Annotated in this window: 13 protein-coding genes; 5 read left to right on the top strand and 8 right to left on the bottom strand. The window is 57.2% G+C overall.

Translation table 11 applies throughout. From position 1 onward, the window contains the following. Positions 1–3 precede the first annotated feature (3 nt). The gene (locus VL598_RS14650; RefSeq protein WP_325327453.1) at positions 4–690 is read right to left on the bottom strand and encodes a hypothetical protein; all 687 of its coding nucleotides are present in this window, start codon (positions 688–690) and stop codon (positions 4–6) included. 256 nt (positions 691–946) lie between these two features. Here VL598_RS14650 and VL598_RS14645 point away from each other — a divergent pair, with 256 nt between their 5' ends. Beyond that, positions 947–1,678, top strand: a complete 732-nt coding sequence (locus VL598_RS14645; RefSeq protein WP_325327452.1) for a GDSL-type esterase/lipase family protein — start codon at positions 947–949, stop codon at positions 1,676–1,678. On the opposite strand, the gene VL598_RS14640 is transcribed toward VL598_RS14645, so the two are convergent. From VL598_RS14640 to galU, 7 genes are all read right to left on the bottom strand, one after another. Then, positions 1,669–2,790, bottom strand: coding sequence for an acyltransferase family protein (locus tag VL598_RS14640; protein WP_325327451.1), 1,122 nt, complete (start codon positions 2,788–2,790; stop codon positions 1,669–1,671). The genes VL598_RS14645 and VL598_RS14640 overlap by 10 nt on opposite strands. 146 nt (positions 2,791–2,936) lie before the next feature. Then, the gene (locus VL598_RS14635; protein ID WP_325327483.1) at positions 2,937–3,959 is read right to left on the bottom strand and encodes a GlxA family transcriptional regulator; all 1,023 of its coding nucleotides are present in this window, start codon (positions 3,957–3,959) and stop codon (positions 2,937–2,939) included. A 435-nt stretch (positions 3,960–4,394) separates the two neighbouring features. Beyond that, entirely contained in the window at positions 4,395–5,132 is a 738-nt protein-coding gene (locus tag VL598_RS14630; protein ID WP_325327450.1) for a carboxypeptidase regulatory-like domain-containing protein, read from the bottom strand. Between the two features lie 18 nt (positions 5,133–5,150). After that, positions 5,151–7,442 (bottom strand): YjbH domain-containing protein, encoded by a 2,292-nt coding sequence (locus VL598_RS14625; RefSeq protein WP_325327449.1) that lies wholly within the window; start codon positions 7,440–7,442, stop codon positions 5,151–5,153. Positions 7,443–7,807: 365 nt separating this feature from the next. After that, entirely contained in the window at positions 7,808–9,166 is a 1,359-nt protein-coding gene (locus VL598_RS14620; protein ID WP_325327448.1) for a UDP-glucose/GDP-mannose dehydrogenase family protein, read from the bottom strand. Positions 9,167–9,283: 117 nt separating this feature from the next. Beyond that, on the bottom strand, positions 9,284–10,279 hold the full coding sequence (locus VL598_RS14615) for a helix-turn-helix domain-containing protein (protein WP_414718725.1): 996 nt from the start codon (positions 10,277–10,279) through the stop codon (positions 9,284–9,286). Positions 10,280–10,438: 159 nt separating this feature from the next. Further along, a complete protein-coding gene (gene galU, locus VL598_RS14610; protein WP_325327446.1) occupies positions 10,439–11,353 on the bottom strand; it encodes a UTP--glucose-1-phosphate uridylyltransferase GalU in 915 nt (304 codons plus the stop codon). 877 nt (positions 11,354–12,230) lie between these two features. Between galU and argG the strand changes: the two genes are divergently transcribed. The 4 genes from argG to VL598_RS14590 all read left to right on the top strand — a co-directional run bounded on the left by argG (position 12,231) and on the right by VL598_RS14590 (position 17,435). Then, positions 12,231–13,565, top strand: a complete 1,335-nt coding sequence (argG, locus tag VL598_RS14605) for an argininosuccinate synthase (protein ID WP_325327445.1) — start codon at positions 12,231–12,233, stop codon at positions 13,563–13,565. A 98-nt stretch (positions 13,566–13,663) separates the two neighbouring features. Further along, on the top strand, positions 13,664–14,788 hold the full coding sequence (locus tag VL598_RS14600; protein ID WP_325327444.1) for a hypothetical protein: 1,125 nt from the start codon (positions 13,664–13,666) through the stop codon (positions 14,786–14,788). 224 nt (positions 14,789–15,012) lie between these two features. Beyond that, positions 15,013–15,591, top strand: a complete 579-nt coding sequence (locus tag VL598_RS14595) for a DUF2760 domain-containing protein (protein WP_325327443.1) — start codon at positions 15,013–15,015, stop codon at positions 15,589–15,591. Further along, positions 15,588–17,435: an Hsp70 family protein gene (locus VL598_RS14590; protein ID WP_325327442.1), complete on the top strand. Its 1,848-nt coding sequence runs from the start codon at positions 15,588–15,590 to the stop codon at positions 17,433–17,435. The genes VL598_RS14595 and VL598_RS14590 overlap by 4 nt, the downstream gene beginning before the upstream one ends.

Genomic DNA, 17,435 nt, shown 5'->3' with positions numbered 1-17,435 from the left:
CATTCACCACGGTAATGCGTAGACTTGGGCGGCGACGTTATTGCCGTTGCTGGTATGCGGGGCAGCTGGCTGGATAAGGGACGGCGTGATGGACGGCGTAACGGAGTCAGGGATCGAAGTGAGGTCCGTTGGCGTTTGAGTGAGTCCGTGCAGATGCATCGCTTGCGACACGTCGGCCTTACGCGCAGTGCCCATTTTCTTTGACGTGATGACGTGAAGTTGCGGCGATTGGTTTGTACCGAGTCCCGTATCGTCGAGGACGAGTGCCCGTTCCGTCGGTGTGGGCGCATAGCCGTCGGTGTTGGGTGCCATACCGCCCCCTGCCACACCGCCCCCATTCTTGAGCGGCGATGTGCTGCCGGAGGAACTCGGGTCAAAATTGTCCGCTGGCCCGCCAAGCAGCGGGTCGAACTGCTGATCTGTCGTCGTCGAACCGTCGGGTGAAGCGGAATAGTCGCGCGGCGCCCCTAGCAGATTGTCCAGCACCGCCGTGCTCGACGAACCGAAGCCCGCGGTGCTTCCGCCTTGATTGGGGGGGGCGCCGCTGCCAAGTCGCGAGGGCCTGGCTTGTGACGGGTTACTCGACGCGAAAGAGCCACTCGTCTGTGTCTGCGTCTGCGCCTGTGCTGTGCCTAACATGCCCATTACAAGCAGCAGTGACCCAGACAAAGCAAGTGTCGATTTCGGCATGTGTACGTTTCTATTCACTGCGTTGGTGCGGGCGATTCTGTCATTGTTGATTGGTCCGAATTTGACAACATATGGCTCTGATCGGTCACGTGCGTCGAGCCAAAAGGGAATGGGATATGCTGTGGCGTGTGGCCGGAAGAGAGCCGACAAAGCAAAGCCACCTTTTCCGTGTTTTTTTTGCATTCGAAAGGAACGAGCGTTAGCTAAAAAATAAGACGTGGAAATCGGTGTTGAAAAAACGTTTTGTTGATTCGCCGTGGACGAAACCATGGATTGCATATTCTTTACTCGTGCTGCTTCGCTCGTAGCACTATCCGTACTTTCCACTGTTGCACGTGGCCAGCAAGACGATCTCGCGCAGACCTATCGGGTAGCTTATAAGGTGGCGGTCGCCAAGCAGTCGCTGGCTGACGAACTGGCGCCGAAGGGATCGACGATATTGATCGGCGATAGCATCCTCTTTTATATGCCGGATATGGCGCGGCTCGGGCCTCGTTTGCTCAATCTATCAATCGTGGGCGATACGACGTCGGGAATCGTATCGCGTTTGTCCAGCTATAAATCGTTAGGTGGCGCGGCAACCATCGTTTTGGAAGGTGGAGTCAACGATCTTCAGTTTCGAGTATCGCACGATGAGAAAACGATCGAGAATTATCGGTATTTGATTAAATCCCTTGCGATCAAATCAAAACTTGTCCTGCTTGGAATTTTTCGGGTGGACGAGAAGGCCCCGAAGGTCCGGCCGGGATGGAATGCACGCATCGATTTGATCAATGAAGCAGCTTTTGCCGCATGTCGCTCGACGCCAGATTGTCTGGTTGTCGATCTGAATCCGCTCCTTTCCGATAGCGACGGAAACTTGCGTCAGAAATACCACCGTGTGATCGATGGAATACACCCAAACAATCTGGCATACGATGAGGTGATCGTCCCTAAACTCAAAGCCGCCGTTGATAATTCTGTATCCGGACGAAAGGCTCAAGAGTGAAGCGTGTCCGTCAGCTCTTTGTTGGTAACGGCGGGTGCGCGTCGTCCACCGCCAAGTAATTCTTTCCACCCACTTGGAAAGACAAACCGCTTGGCGAGTGGGAGTGCACATAGCATTTTGCCTACGGCAAGCGAAAGCAGCGCGGTGGCTCCGACCGAAGCGGCCATCGTCACAAAGGCGATCAGTGAGCCTTGCTCCAGATGTAGTCTCTTCATGAGAACCGCACAGATGGGGATTTGAAAAAACTGGTGAAGCAAGAAGACTTGCATCGAGTACTTACCGAGTGATCGGATGATCGAGCCGAAGCGGATTAAAACGGTTGCTTCCATGATTACGACGAGTGCGCATGCCGGAGCCATTAGTCCAATCGCAATGCTGATCGGTGATTCACCGAGTCTATAGTAGGAAACGTTAATGACGTCTCCGGTTTTTATTAGCCAGTATGCTGACAATCCTAGGATCAGTGCGGCTGCGAAAACAATTTCTCTTTTTAGTTTGTGGTGTCTTTGGTAAAGATTGAGGATCCCGTCGGCAATTATTTTCATCGAAAAGATGTACGGGACAATGCCTAAGTTGAGCGGCAAGAGGTTCGGTGCTCGCGTGTGTCCGGCCGCAGCAACACCGATTCCGCCGATAAAAAGAACAGTGTTGACGGCTAGGGATATTGGTGCTGGAAATTGTGAAATGACGCAGCGTGCGATCATGAAGCTGGTCAGGGTTGGAAGAAACCACAAGACTACGAGTATTATTCCTTGTTGTAACGCAGATGCCGATCCGGCAAGGATCAAAAGTGCGGAATTTGTGGGCGAGGCGATATTTGTTCTTGTGATGTATTCTGCAATGTAGACTGCGACACAAAATATCAAGTACGGTGTCATGTATCTGATGAGGTAATCGAGTGATTTTTTTATGTGTGGCTTTGATCCCTCTGGGTGCGGAAGGATAAAGAATGCCTGCACATGCCAAAAATACAAAATTGGGAATGCGAGGAGGTGAAGGTAATCTTGTGTGATCTTGTTGTGGCCGATCACAATGGCAAGCATTAATATGCCTTTGGTGGTATCGCGGCAAAACGCTTCATTTTCTGAAGATTGTTTGGAAAACCGGCTCACTGGAATTTCCTTGTGTGGTGGTAGCTGAGGTGGGATCTGGACCGGGCATGCCGATGCGTATGTGCGAGATGTCATCCACTGGAGAACGACTGCGCGATTGCCAGAAATGGGGCCCGTTGATGTTGGAAGCCGGCTGGCCCGAGCAATTAAGGTAATGACGTGAGAGGGGGCGCATCGGTCGCACCACCTCGGTGGCCGTTTTGTTTGCGGTACTCGGTGGGTGTTATTCCCAGGTGTTGGCGAAACAGCTTCGATAAGCGGCCGCCGCTGCCGATGCCACATCGGCGAGCGATCTTATCGATCGGCAGGTCGCGGTCGATGAGAAGACGACAGCACATGTCGAGGCGCACGTAGAGCAAATAGTCGGAAGGGGTGACGCCTATTTCCGTCTTGAAGCGCCGCAAAAAGTTTCGTTCGCTCATGGCAGCCACCTGGGCGGCGTCGTCTACCGATATCGCACGATCGCCATGTGCCTCGATCCAGCGAGCCGACTCGCGAATCTTTTCGCTCACACAGCCGGCCAGGTTCTTTCGGACGATCGAACTGAACTTCGTAGGTGCCGGCGGCGCTACCCAGTTCGATATCTGGCGTGCGGCGTCTTCACCAAAATCTTTCGCCACAAGGGAAAGCGCGGGTTGCAGTGCATCCAGGCTGTCAGTCGACGACGACACGCGACTCATATTGGCGCCGGAATGCAGGCGGTTATTGTTAGCTTTCGAGTTCTGGCGTACGCCGGCCGCCTCGAGCAACAGGCGTCCCTCACCGAGTGAAAAGACGAGTTCGGTACTCGGATAGGCGTGTCTTAACCAATTGACTAGGCGGACGTCGCGCAGGGCTTGGGCGACACCTGTCCCGCCTACGACAAAGATTGCATGGAAGTCGGCCGAGTTTGCGTAGGCCTCCACACTTTCTGTCCAGACGAGTACCGACGACGAACTTGCAATTCGTCCGCCAGCGGTTGATAGGAGGCAGACCTCGTATGCGTTCCGGTCGTCTTTGCCTGAACGATTTAAAGCATTGGCTGCTTGAAAGATCTCTACGATGGTGGCTGCAGCGGGGAGTGCAAAACCATTGAACACAGGAAGCCCGATACGGCGGGCGGCGCCTGATCGACACGCATTTCCTGTAGGCAGCGTGTTGATGCTTGTGAGTTCATACGCGCATCCCATATGACGTCCCCGTGTCAGGCCCATCGACATTTTTCGATGTTCGTAGCTTGTCGCCGCTTGGCATCCTAACCAAGGTTTTCGTCGAATAATTTGTTGTGGCTATAGTTGCCAAGATGTTGGCGGATTGAGGCCAAGCTAAAGGCGGGGGGCATTTGGCGAAATCTTTTGGCCAATATAGTCTTAAAACCCGCTATTCGAGCAGTAATGCTCGTGGTCTCAGTATTTGAGAAAAAACAAAGTTATCTACACTTGGTTCGTGCCATGCCGCCGGCTTTCTATATCTTTTGATTCGATATTCGCGTGAGCATGATGGCCGGTTCATCAAAACATGGCTGATCGAACCGTTGCCATCATATGCAACGCTCTGCGACTCCTGCTGTCTAGGGCGTCGCTGCCGATCTGTCCGTGCGTCGCTTGTCCGCACAGACAGACGAATTACGGCGCGGCTGTGCCAGTGCCACCCGTGCCACCCGTACCGCCGGTGGGGTTAACGAAACCGCCACCGGGGATGGTGGAAGCACCCAGCGCAGCGACGATGACAGCGCTGACCAGCGCCGGTGCGGGTTCCCCGTCCGCCTGAATCGCGCCTTTGGTCAGCAGCTGTTGCAGGTCCGCGTCGGCCGGTTGGCCTGGAGTAAGTGGCACAGTCAAGAATGAAGTCGTGGAAAGCGTGACCCCGTACTGTTGCTGAATGGCCGTTTTCACGCCGTTCGCCGCGTTGGTGATCACCGTGCGGTTGGTGAGTGCGCTTTGAAAGGCGGGGTTCGTGCTGACGCCGGACACCAATCCATCCAGCGTAGTGTTCAATTGAGTGGCCAAATACGTCAGAAGCAACTCGGTCAGAGGCGTGATATTGGCGGTTCCCGTACCCGTCGCAAATGAATGCAGCACGGTAGCGCCGCTCGTCGCCGAAATTTCGCAGGGGCTGTCAAATGCAAATGTTGCCGTATAAGCACCATTCGCGTCGCTGGAGACATTGGCTGAGCCATTCTTGCAAGTGATTTGAATGAGCGCGTTGGCCAACGGTGCTCCGCCGGTGGCGGTGCCCTGGATCGTACCAATGGGCGGCGTGCCACTCGAGTTGCCTCCGCCGCACGCAACGAATGCGCAGCTTGCGAGTACTAACGGGGCGAACCGCAGGGTGCGTGACTTCTTGAGATGCAGAGATATCATCGTCTCTCTCCATAGGAGTTACATGCAAGGGACCGTTAAGATTTGCGTGGCATCGCGTTGACACAGTTTTAATCCGTACGCGGAATTACTCGAAAGTTTGGGCTTGCCTGCTTCGCGGTGCTGCGTGGTCGCATCGCCTGCTGGCTCGGCATAACGCTGGTAGGCGTCGCGCATTCGATACAACTGGCTCGTAAAGTAATCGGCGCTAAAGCGCCCGCTATTCAGCAAGTTCATTTGCGTGCTGTAGGCGAAATCGAGGTTCTCAGCCGCATAGGAGCTGATGTAATTGGTCGAGCCGACACGGGTGCGGAAATCAAGCCCGAATTGTTGAACGCCTTCTATTTCGGCGAGGCCTGGCTTCATGCCTTGTCGTGGCGTGAGCGGGAAGGTGATCGTCGCGCCCACGAAGCTGCCGCGACCACTGTGCTCGGCGTGGAGGCTGACAGAAACGTCGTCGAACCAGCGCGTGACGGTGACGAGCGGCCCCTTGTCGTTGTCGACGTAGCGTGCGACGCCTGCTTCAACCCAAAGCTTCCATGCCGGCTGGACCCATCGATAGGTCAGCATCGCATTCGATATGGAGGGCAGCACGTCCTTACCCGGCTCGTGATGCAGGTACGCCAGGCGCAGACGCACCATGTCAGGTCGGCCGGGCACGAACAACGTCGTTTCATTTTCGGCACCGAGATACTGGTAGTCGAATTTGCCAAGGGACGCTACGTTGAGAACGCTCGGAGCGATCCAAAACGTTTGGGCCAATCCCGCATCCGATAGTCCCCCACGAAGCCGGTACTGACTGAACACGCGGCCGTTGTCGAGATTCTTCGTGTTGTAGACCGGCGCGATATACGTCGAGAACAGTTCGGCTCCGCGCCATAGCGGCGCATACGCCGTGAATGCGGCGCCAAGCGACGTATCGAAGACACCGTACTCGGTGCCATACACATAGTTCACGGCCGGGGCGACCTGCAGGCGAACCCAGCTGTGCGAGTGCTCGTTGCCTATCCACTCGATGGAGTCCGCGTCGAAGGTCGGACGCGTGCGCATGGTGAGCGCCACGCTAGCCGTGCCGCGCGAGCCGTCCGCTACGAACGCGGCGTAGGCACTGCGATCGACGGTGATTTCGGCTAAGGGTTGATTGTCCTTTTTGACCACAGCGTGGATGCGCTCGACGTCAACCGGCGCCTCGACGCTGGCCACACCGAGAACAATGCCCAGTGCATCGGCTTCGTTTTGGTTGTATCGGTGGTTTTCGTATTCGACGATAAGGTCGTGGCCTGCTACCCCGACGCGTACTCGCTCAAGACCCGCAGCAAAGAGCTTCTCGGCGATGGTTTGCAGGTGTGCCGGCACCCAGGGGCTAGTCACGGCTGGCATTCGTGCGCCCGAAGAAGCGGAAGACGTTTCTTTTGCCGATACCTGTTGCACGGGGGGCGACGCCAAGGGAGCAGGCACTATTGGATCGTTCAAATGCTCGCTGCTTTCGCTTTCGCTCGTTGGCTGCTGCTGCATGGGGGCGTCATCGCTGCAAAGCCCGGTTGTGCACCGCTCGGGGCTGAAGCGTTTGCCAAGCGGGATCTGGATGCCAATCGAAACCGATGCCCGAGGCAATACGCCGTTGGTTCTTTTGACCGAGCGCATGACGGTGCCAACGACGCTGGCATCGGCAAGCCATTTGATGCCGGGGGACTGATACCGGACACCTACGTAAGGTGTTGCCGAGTCATGTTCCGCAAGCAGTGATATGCCAGTGTGCCAAAGAGCTAATTGAGCTCCGCCGAACGCACCGTTAAGCCGATCCCCGTGCCCATAGCCGACGGTGAAAGTGGCGGGCCCGATCGACTGCGACACAACCCCGTACGTCGAGCGAAAGAAGTGGGTTTGTCCACCCACGTCAGTGACTCCCAATGCGATAGCCGGCTGATAGGTAAAGAGCTTCGGTATCTCGACTTTGGCGTCGCCCATCAAGTGTCGAAAGATTGCATGGTCGGCGCCGACAAAGGGCGCATGCACATTGCCCGGATAGTTCGCCAAGCCACCCGCTACCTCGACGAAAGGTAAAAGCCCGACGGCGCCCCAATAGGTTTGTGCCGTCGTCGCGCTTTTTCCATAGCGCGGATCAAGGAATGAGTTGTATTGCGCCTCCGAAACGCCTTCAGGCAGCGTATAGCCGTACGGAATGACCAGCCCTCCCGATTGGCCTAACGCGTTTAATGCAGGGTCCGCTGCATGAGCCTGCGAGAGCAGGGATGACATGGCAAGCGAAACCGCAATGGCCATTGGCGATGGCTGAAGTTGTTTCTTTTGCAATCTAAATGCCTTCGTCATCGATGCGCCACTGGCGCCGTTGGTGGCGTGTCAGAGCAGACGTCGCTTTTGACTGGGAGTTTTAAATGCGCTTGCGCGCTTCCAATTCGCGTGCAAAATGGCTCGGTATGAAATCAGCACCGGTCACTGAGGGGCGCGAGCGGCATCGGTCGCCTTGTGTCCGTAACACGAGGCGCGGCTAAACCTAATGGCGCTAGCAGCGGGAAAAGTAAAATACTTCGCTGGGCTTTTTCAGACAGAATGTTGCCAGGTGTATCGATTAGTATCGATGCCGCTTTGGGTGCTAGCATTGATGGGCATATTGCTTTTCGCGTGAGGCCTGATTTCAGGCCCCACGGCGCTTACTTTTAGACGGCATTGCGCCCGATCGTATTGTAGGTCCATCCCCCGTTCTTCATCGTGGCCGGATCGTACAAGTTCCGCCCGTCAAATATCACCATGTCACGCAACGCGGATTTCATCTGTTCGAAATCCGGGCTTCGAAATTCTTTCCATTCAGTGACGATCGCAAGTGCATCGGCGTTCTGCAGCGCGAGATAGGGTTCAGTGCAAAACTGAATGTGCGCAAAGGCATCAGCCCCGACATCCTGTGCGAGACAGCGGCGCGCCTCGTCGAGCGCCACGGGGTCGTACACGCTCACTGACGCGCCCGCCTTCAGCAAGTTCTCGATCAGCGTGCGACTCGCTGCCTGACGCATGTCGTCCGTATTCGGCTTAAACGCGAGGCCCCAGATCGCGAAATGCCGACCAGAAAGATCCCCATTGAAATGCTGTTCGATCTTCTCAAAGAGAACACGTCTTTGGGTGTCATTGACGAACTCGACTGAAGCGAGAACGTTCAATTCCATGCCGTGCTCCTGGGCGGTGTGCATCAAAGCACGTACATCTTTGGGAAAGCATGAGCCCCCGTAGCCGCACCCGGCATACAGGAAGCTATATCCGATTCTCGGGTCTGAGCCGATGCCACGCCGAACATTCTCAATATCCGCACCCACGCGATCCGCGAGGTTGGCCAGTTCGTTGATAAACGAGATTCGCGTCGCCAGCATAGCGTTCGCTGCGTACTTCGTGAACTCAGCGGAACGCACATCCATGAAAAAAGTGCGCTGATGGTTGCGATTGAAGGGGGCATAGAGCTGCTCGATCAGGCTCTTTGCCCGCAGCCCGGGCACGTCGTCGTCGCACCCAATCACGATACGGTCAGGACGCATAAAGTCTTCGACTGCTGCGCCTTCTTTGAGAAACTCTGGATTCGAAATGACCGCGAATTGCGCATCGACGCCCCGGGTGGCAAGCTCATTTTCGATGACCGTTCGCACCTTGTCCGCTGTACCCACCGGCACCGTCGATTTGTCGACGATGACTTTAAACTGCGTCATATGCGCACCGATACTGCGCGCCGCGGCGAGTACATACTGCAAGTCTGCGGAGCCGTCCTCTTCCGGCGGTGTGCCCACCGCAATAAATTGGATATCGCCGTGCTCGACGGCCCGCGGAACATCGGTGGAGAAGATCAGCCGTCCTGCGCTGCGATTGCGCTCAATGATGTCCGATAAGCCGGGTTCATAGATCGGCACGACGCCTCTGTTGAGTTGATCGATCTTTGTTTGATCGACATCGAGGCAAAAGACATCGTTACCCAACTCAGCTAGGCATGCCCCGGTCACAAGTCCGACGTAGCCTGTTCCGACGATGGTGACTTTCATTGTGACTGTGTTTTGGCGTTGTCTTTCCGATTACCGGAAAGTAAAAAAGAAACCCGCCGGCAATGCGCGGGCCGAATGAGGGAAACCGACAAATTCGCAAAGCCAGGAAAGCTTGGCTTACCTTTCGGTCAGCCTGTTTTGCGAGCGGTATTCGGTAGGGGTGATCGTCAGATGCTTGCGGAACAACTTCGACAGGCGCCCACCGCTGCCGATGCCACACCGGCGCGCGATCTTGTCGATCGGCAAATCGGTCTCGACGAGGAGACGGCAGCACATGTCAAGCCTCACATAGAGCAAATAGTCGGACGGTGTCACGCCGATTTCCATCTTGAAGCGCCGCAAAAAATTGCGCTCGCTCATCGCCGCAACTTGTGCCGCATCGTCGATGGAGATCGGGCGGTCGCCGTTGGCTTGAATCCAACGAGCGGATTCGCGGATCTTTTCGCTCACGCAAACAGAGGCGTTTTTGCGGACGATCGAGCTGAATTGTGTGGGAGGCGGAGGCGCAACCCAGTTGGAAATCTGATGAGCGACTTCCTCGCCAAAATCTTCCGTGACAACGGCAAGCGCCGTTTGCAGCGATTCGAGGGTATCCGTGGCGTTGGGCAACGCATTCACGGATTGAATGGTCGAAGGCACCCTGGCGCGCCAATCACTGAGCGCGTGTCCAAACCCCGCCGCCTCGAGCAGCATGCGCCCCTCGCCGACCGGAAAAACGAGTTCGCTGGTGGGGTAGGCGCGGCGTAACCACGTGACGAGCCGTTCGTCTCGCAGTCCATTGGTGCCGGCGACGGCTCCCACGACAAAAATTGCATGGAATTTGTCGTTGTTCCGGTAAGTCTCCACACTTTCTGTCCACACCGAGACCGATGACGAACTTGCCACGCGGCCGCCTGCGGCGGAAAGAAGACAGACTTCGTAAGCGAGTTGGTCGCTCTTTCCCGGACGGTTGACCGCCGCATTGGCCGCCTGAAATACCTCTACGATGGTGGCGGCAGCGGGAAGCGCAAAACCGTTGGATAAAGCTAAACCAATGACCCGAACCATGCGCGGCCGAGGCATCGATCTTGTGGCTAATACGTGAGCGCGGCTAAGTTCAACGGTGCACTCCATTTGTCCTTCCCCAGTCTGCAAATTGCATTGCATTTTTGTTTTCGTACTGTGTAGACCTTATCCATCATGGTCATTTGTGATGTCCTGCGCCCGCTATAGGTCGTTTCGCGAGGGGTTTCGTCCCAGTGGCAGTCAATCGGTTAGTTTGCTCCCCGATGTTCAGGTCATTGCGGCGCTAATGAATGAGCGCAAGGAAGACTGTTCCTCAAACATATATTCTTGTAAGTAGGTGCTGAAATCGATTCCAACTTCTGGATGCCGTACACCGAATTCAATCGTTGCCTTTAGATAGCCTAATTTGCTCCCGCAATCATAGCGCTTGCCGTCGTATTTGTAAGCTAGCACCTGTTCGTCGGAGAGAAGTGACTGAATTGCATCGGTCAATTGAATTTCGCCCCCTTGGCCGGGTTGCAACGCGCGCAAATGGCGAAAGATTCGTGGCTTCAATATGTATCGCCCAACGACACCAAGATTGGACGGTGCGGCTTCGGGAGCCGGCTTCTCCACGATGCCGGACATCTTGATCATTGAATCACTCCAGTTTTTCCCCGCAACAATCCCGTATGAGCGAGTGGCGTCCCGCGGCACCTCTTCGATGCCGACGACGGAGCTATGGTAGTGATCAAATACCTCGATCATTTGCTGCATGACGGGCGGTTCGCCATGCAGAAGATCGTCCGCAAGAATGACGGCGAATGGGTTTTCGCCAACCAGCTTTTCTGCGCACAGAACTGCGTGTCCCAGGCCGAGTGCTTCGGCTTGACGCACATAGAAGCAATCGACGTGGCTCGGCTTGATCGTGCGAACGAGTTCGAGAAGCTTGTCCTTACCTCGTGCCTCAAGTTCGGCTTCGATCTCATATGACTTGTCGAAGTGATCTTCGATGGCCCGTTTGCTCCGGCCCGTGACAAAGATCATTTCGGTAATCCCAGCTGCGATGGCTTCTTCCACTGCATACTGGATGAGCGGCTTGTCAACGATCGGCAGCATTTCCTTCGGGCTCGCCTTGGTGGCAGGCAGAAATCGCGTGCCCAGCCCCGCGACCGGAAAGACGGCCTTTGTCACCTTGAACATTAGAGCTCCTCTAATCATTGGAACCAACTGTACCGTGCCAAAAGTACAGAATGCTGTAGATGGCGGCAGCGATTCGTGTTTTGGCGGAATGCGCCACTATCTCATTAAATTATGAGTGGCCGATCGAACAGAAAGTAATAAGAGAATGTGACATTAACGTTTGGCTATCGTTGCTGGAGCCTTCCGCGGAACTCAGGCGATTGCTTTGATCGAGTGAGTGTAGGGCGATCGATTGCAAAAAAGTGTTAACGCATATCGAGGCGGATCTGGTTTTTCGTATTCATAATTATTGTTAAGTGAATTCTTATCAATTTTTCTTTTGCACCGTGAAAACGTTTGCAATTGACGGAATCGAGCTTGATGGCGGTTTTTGAGCGCATGTTTTGCTTCGATGTTATAGGCCATACTTTGATGGTTCGACATCGACGGGGCGAGCAAGCACATCGTCGTTGTACCTGAGGACGCGCGCACGTCTTGCCGGACATGTCGAGCCATCCAGCGTGCTGAATCGGCGCATATGCATGGCGGAGGAGCCACGTCATCCGCTGTTCAGCTCGTACAGCATGCATTACGGCCGGCCCCACACCAACGATAAAGCGGCATGAAGGTTTGCCGGCAGACGCGCTCTGTCCACGAGGCAGCGGGAGCCTGTGCCGCCGGCAACGCACGTCGATCGCGCTCTTTGGGCGAGGCTGTGGCAAGTAGCTGGCCGCAAGAATTGGTATGAATTTGTATACTGTATTGCCCTTCGGCACCGCGAGGCGAATCTCCGATTCGCGCTGCTGCCAACAGGGAGAGGGGCGTGGCTTGCCGCCTGAAGCCGATATTCGTATATCCTTCACAGTTTCTTCAAGACCTCAAATTCAGCGGTTTCCTCATGACCACGATTCTCGAAAGTCTCCCGGCCGGGCAAAAGGTCGGCATCGCATTCTCCGGTGGCCTGGACACCAGCGCCGCGCTTCACTGGATGCGGATTAAGGGGGCCGTACCCTATGCCTACACGGCGAATCTGGGGCAGCCGGACGAGGATGACTATGACCAAATCCCGAAGCGCGCGATCGAGTATGGCGCTGAAGGCGCGCGGTTGATCGACTGCCGAGCCCAGCTCGTCGCCGAGGGCATCGCTGCATTGCAATGCGGCGCTTTCCATATTTCGACGGCCGGTGTCACGTACTTCAATACGACGCCGATCGGTCGTGCCGTGACGGGAACGATGCTGGTCGCCGCGATGAAGGAGGACGGGGTCAACATCTGGGGCGATGGCAGCACATACAAAGGCAACGACATCGAGCGGTTCTATCGATACGGCCTGCTTGTGAACCCGGATCTGAAGATCTACAAGCCCTGGCTCGATCAGACGTTCATCGATGAACTGGGCGGGCGCGCCGAAATGTCTGAGTTCATGCGCCAGTCGGGCTTCGAGTACAAGATGTCGGCGGAGAAGGCTTACTCGACTGATTCGAACCTGCTTGGCGCTACGCACGAAGCGAAGGATCTCGAGAGCCTCGAAAGTGGGATCAAGATCGTGAATCCGATCATGGGCGTTGCGTTTTGGCGCGACGACGTCCAGATCGCGAAAGAAGAGGTGACAGTCCGTTTCGAAGAAGGCCGTCCTACCGCGCTCAACGGCGTCGCCTATTCGGATGCGGTGGAACTGATGCTCGAGGCGAATCGGATCGGCGGGCGTCATGGCCTCGGAATGAGCGACCAGATCGAAAACCGGATCATAGAGGCAAAGAGCCGCGGCATTTATGAAGCGCCAGGGCTCGCGTTGCTGCACATCGCCTATGAACGTCTCGTTACGGGCATCCACAACGAAGACACGATCGAGCAATATCGCGAGAACGGCCGCCGCCTAGGCCGGCTGCTGTATCAGGGCCGCTGGTTCGACTCGCAGGCGATCATGCTGCGCGAGACGGCTCAGCGTTGGGTGGCGCGTGCGATTACGGGCGAAGTGACGATCGAGCTGCGCCGTGGCAACGACTATTCCATCCTGAGCACGAAATCGCCGAATCTGACTTATCAGCCCGAGCGCCTTTCGATGGAAAAAGTCGCGTCGACTTTCTCGCCGCGTGATCGCATTGGCCAGCTCACCATGCGCAATCTCGACATCACCGATACGCGCGACAAGCTGCGCATTTACTCGCAGGTCGGGTTGCTGACGCCGAGTGAGTCGTCCGCGCTGCCTCAGGTGAAGGACGATACCAAGTAGGCGGAACGGTCTCCGGTCATTGGAGGCACCTACGGTTTACCCTGGAGGCCCACGCAGGTATCATCGAGTATCGGTAACCTTGAGAATTATCGAAATAGGTGAAACCTTTTGATACGCGTGGGCCGGACCCTTGGCACTTTCCTCGTCCCGAGCTGGCGGATGCTTATCTGAATGCGTTCGAGCTGAAGTTGTCGTCGGCTCGCGGTTTGTTCGCACGCCGCCGCATGGGCAAAACGGAGTTCCTGCAGCGCGACTTGATGCCGGCGGCCGTCGCCCGCGGATATTTCGTCGCCTACACCAACCTGTGGGACATCCGCTCGGCTCCTGAGTCCGCATTGATCTCGGCGCTGACCGATGCGCTGGAGCCGCAGGGGGTTAATGCGGTGCTCGAAAAGCTTCGCAGGCCAGTCAGGACGCTGAGAGCTACGGCGAAGATACCGGGTGGCGCGGAAGGTTCATTCGAGGCCGAACTCGCCCAGCCCAACACCGGCACGGCGGACGCCCTTCGTGAGGTGCTCAGGCAGCTCGACCGGCAGAAAAAGCCGCTGCTTCTCGTGATCGACGAGGCGCAGGTGCTGGCGCGGGCTGACCACAACGATTTCGCGCATGCACTTCGAGCGGCACTCGACATCCGCAAGGACCGAATCAAGGTTATTTTCGCTGGCAGCTCCGAGACGACGTTGCGAGAAATGTTCGCACGTGCGTCGGAGCCGTTCTACAACTGGGCGCCCTTGGAACCATTCCCGTTGCTCGGTGAAGAGTTTGTCGCATTCACCGTCGACATCATGAACAGTATGGCCAAGCACGTGCTGACGTTCGAGGCAGCGAAACATGCTTTCGACGAACTGCACCGCACGCCGGAGTTCTTCAAAAGGTTTATCGAGCGGTACATGCTTTACCAGCTACAGGGTGCGCAGGGCGCGTTGGCCCATACGAAGGCTACCGTCTTCTCGGACGAGCATTTTTTCAAGCAGTGGTCGGAGCTGAATCCCGCAGACCAGGCCGTGCTTGCACTGCTGGCGCGTGGGGAAGCCGACATGCATGGATTGGCCGTTCTTGCCAAGCTGTCTGCGATGCTGCATAAATCGGCAACGAAAAATACTGTGGCGCACGCTCTTCGGCGATTGCGGGCCGACAACGTGGTCACGCGACTGGCCTTCGGCGAATACCGCATCGAGGATGAGGCGTTCGCCGAATGGATCCGCCGTCGCCCGGTGCAATGATCGTCAGCCGGTTCTCGATAAAACCGGGCGTTGACGACGAAGACCGCATAGGGGCGATCCGATCAGACAAGCGTGCGCGCAGGCACAATATCGGTTGTGTTGCGACACAACCGCGCGCTCATCGCGCGTACGGGCGTCTGCACCCTATTTCACGATCGACGCGAAGCGTCGAGAACAAACCATTTCCTGTTGACGTTCAAGCGTGCTCATAGGAGCCATTGCTCATGTACGACAAAAAACTATCTTTCTTCAGCCGACTCTCGCTTGCTGTCGGCAGCTTTTTCTCCATTCTCGGCGATAGCGAGTTTGCCGCGAGCGTCCTGCGGTTACGCGAGGCAGGGCACGAAGCGGTGTCCGCCGCCCCCGCTGCCCCTTACGCAGCACCGCAGCCCCCGGTTCCGGCCGCGCCGTCTATCAAGGAAGCCAGCTCGGAATCGGCATTGCAACTGCTCGGACTGCTTCAGCGCCAAGCGCGCTTCATCGACTTCGTCGAAGAAGACATTGCCGGCTATTCCGATACGGATATCGGCGCTGCCGCGCGGCTCGTGCACGAGGGCTGCCGTTCGGCGCTACGCGAACACTTCACTATTCGCCCGGTGCGAGAGGAAGCCGAAGGCAGCCGAGTGACGCTCTCTGAAGGTTTCGACGCGAAGGCCATTCGCCTGACCGGCAATGTCGTCGGCAAGCCGCCGTTTTCCGGCAGCATCAGCCATCGAGGCTGGAGAGTGGAAGACGTACACCTTCCGAAATTGACTGGCAGTCATGATGCGACAGTCATCGCACCCGCGGAGGTGGAGCTATGAGCGAGGCACGTTATTCGATCGGAATCGATCTGGGCACGACGCACTCTGCGCTGTCCTATGTGGATTTGTCCGCGAGCGACGGCGAAAAGACGCGTCACGGCGTTTTGTCCATCTCGCAACTGACTGCGGCAGGCGCAATCGAGGAACTCGAACTGCTGCCGTCGTTTCTTTATGTCCCGCACGAAAGTGAATTCGCGCCGGGTGACCTGACGCTGCCGTGGACATCCACCCGCGATTTCGTCGTAGGGGAAATGGCCCGCAGCCGAGGGGCAGGAACGCCCATTCGCCTTGTCTCGAGCGCGAAGAGTTGGTTGTGTCATCCCGGTGTGGATCGTCGCGCGGGCATTCTGCCGAGCGATGCCCCCCCGGAAGTCACGCGTGTTTCACCCCTCGAAAGCTCGATGCGCTATCTCGCGCACCTGCGCGAAGCTTGGGACTATGCACATCCCGATGCACCATTCATCGAACAGGACATCACCGTCACCATTCCCGCATCGTTCGATCCGGCCGCGCGCGAATTGACGGCCGAGGCCGCCGAGGCGGCCGGCTACGGGCGCATGACCCTGCTCGAGGAACCGCAAGCGGCGCTCTACAGCTGGATTCAGAAAAGCGATGGTGCATGGCGCAAACAAGTGCGCGTGGGCGACGTCATCCTCGTCGTGGATGTGGGCGGAGGCACCACCGACTTGTCGCTCATTGCCGTCGTCGAACGTGAGGGCAACCTGGAGTTGCATCGCGTTGCGGTGGGCGATCATATCCTGCTCGGCGGCGACAACATGGACTTGGCGCTTGCTCATATCGTCGCGCGCAAGCTGGCCGCGCAGGGTACCCAGATCGATGCGTGGCAATTGCGGGCACTTACCTATGCTTGCCGGTCGGCCAAGGAGACGCTGCTCAGCTCGACCGATGCGGACGTCGTGCCGCTCGTCGTCCCGAGCCGCGGCTCGAAGCTCATTGGCGGCTCGATCCGCACTGAGCTGACTCGCGCTGAACTGACGCAAACGCTGCTCGAGGGGTTTTTTCCGCAGGTCGAGGCCTCGGCACGTCCGGTCCACCGTCCAAGAGCCGGTCTGACTCAGCTTGGCCTGCCGTACGCTCAGGATGCCGGTATCACGCGGCACCTTGCCGCGTTCTTGAGCCGCCAAGTTGCAGCGCTGGCCGAGCTGGACGGCTTGCAGCAAACGCAGGGCGAGGGCGCCAGCTTCTTGCGGCCGACAGCGGTTCTGTTCAACGGGGGCGTATTCAAATCGCCGTTGCTCGTCGAGCGGTTGCTCGGGACGCTGAACGGCTGGCTTGCCGCCGAGGGGGCAGCACCTGCGCGCTTGCTGGCGGGCGCCGATCTCGATCTTGCCGTTGCGCGTGGCGCGGCGTATTACGGTTATGTCAAGCGTGGAAAGGGGGTAAGGATTCGCGGCGGCACGGCACGCGCCTACTACGTCGCAGTTGAATCCGCGATGCCTGCTGTACCCGGTATCGAGCCGCCCGTACAGGCATTGTGCGTGGCGCCCTTCGGCATGGAAGAAGGTACGGAGGCTGAGTTGCCGGCACAGGAATTCGGCCTCGTCGTGGGCGAGCCCGTGCATTTCCGCTTTTTCGGCTCGTCGGTGCGTCGCCTCGATCAGGTCGGCACGTTGCTCGATGTGTGGTCGCCCGACGAATTGCAGGAGCTCGAGGAGATCCAGGCCACGTTGCCGCAGGAAGGGCGCATGGCTGGCGAAGTCGTGCCTGTGAAGCTACATGCAAGGGTGACGGAGGCGGGCACGTTGGAGCTGGAAGCCATTCCACGCGGCACCAACGAGCGCTGGAAAGTCGAGTTTGACGTGCGCGGTACAGTCGGCGGCTGA

This window comes from Trinickia sp. (assembly GCF_035492435.1).
Taxonomy (GTDB): domain Bacteria; phylum Pseudomonadota; class Gammaproteobacteria; order Burkholderiales; family Burkholderiaceae; genus Trinickia.
The sequence above is the reverse complement of the archived record's forward strand: the minus strand, read 5'-3'. Positions and strand labels throughout refer to the sequence as shown.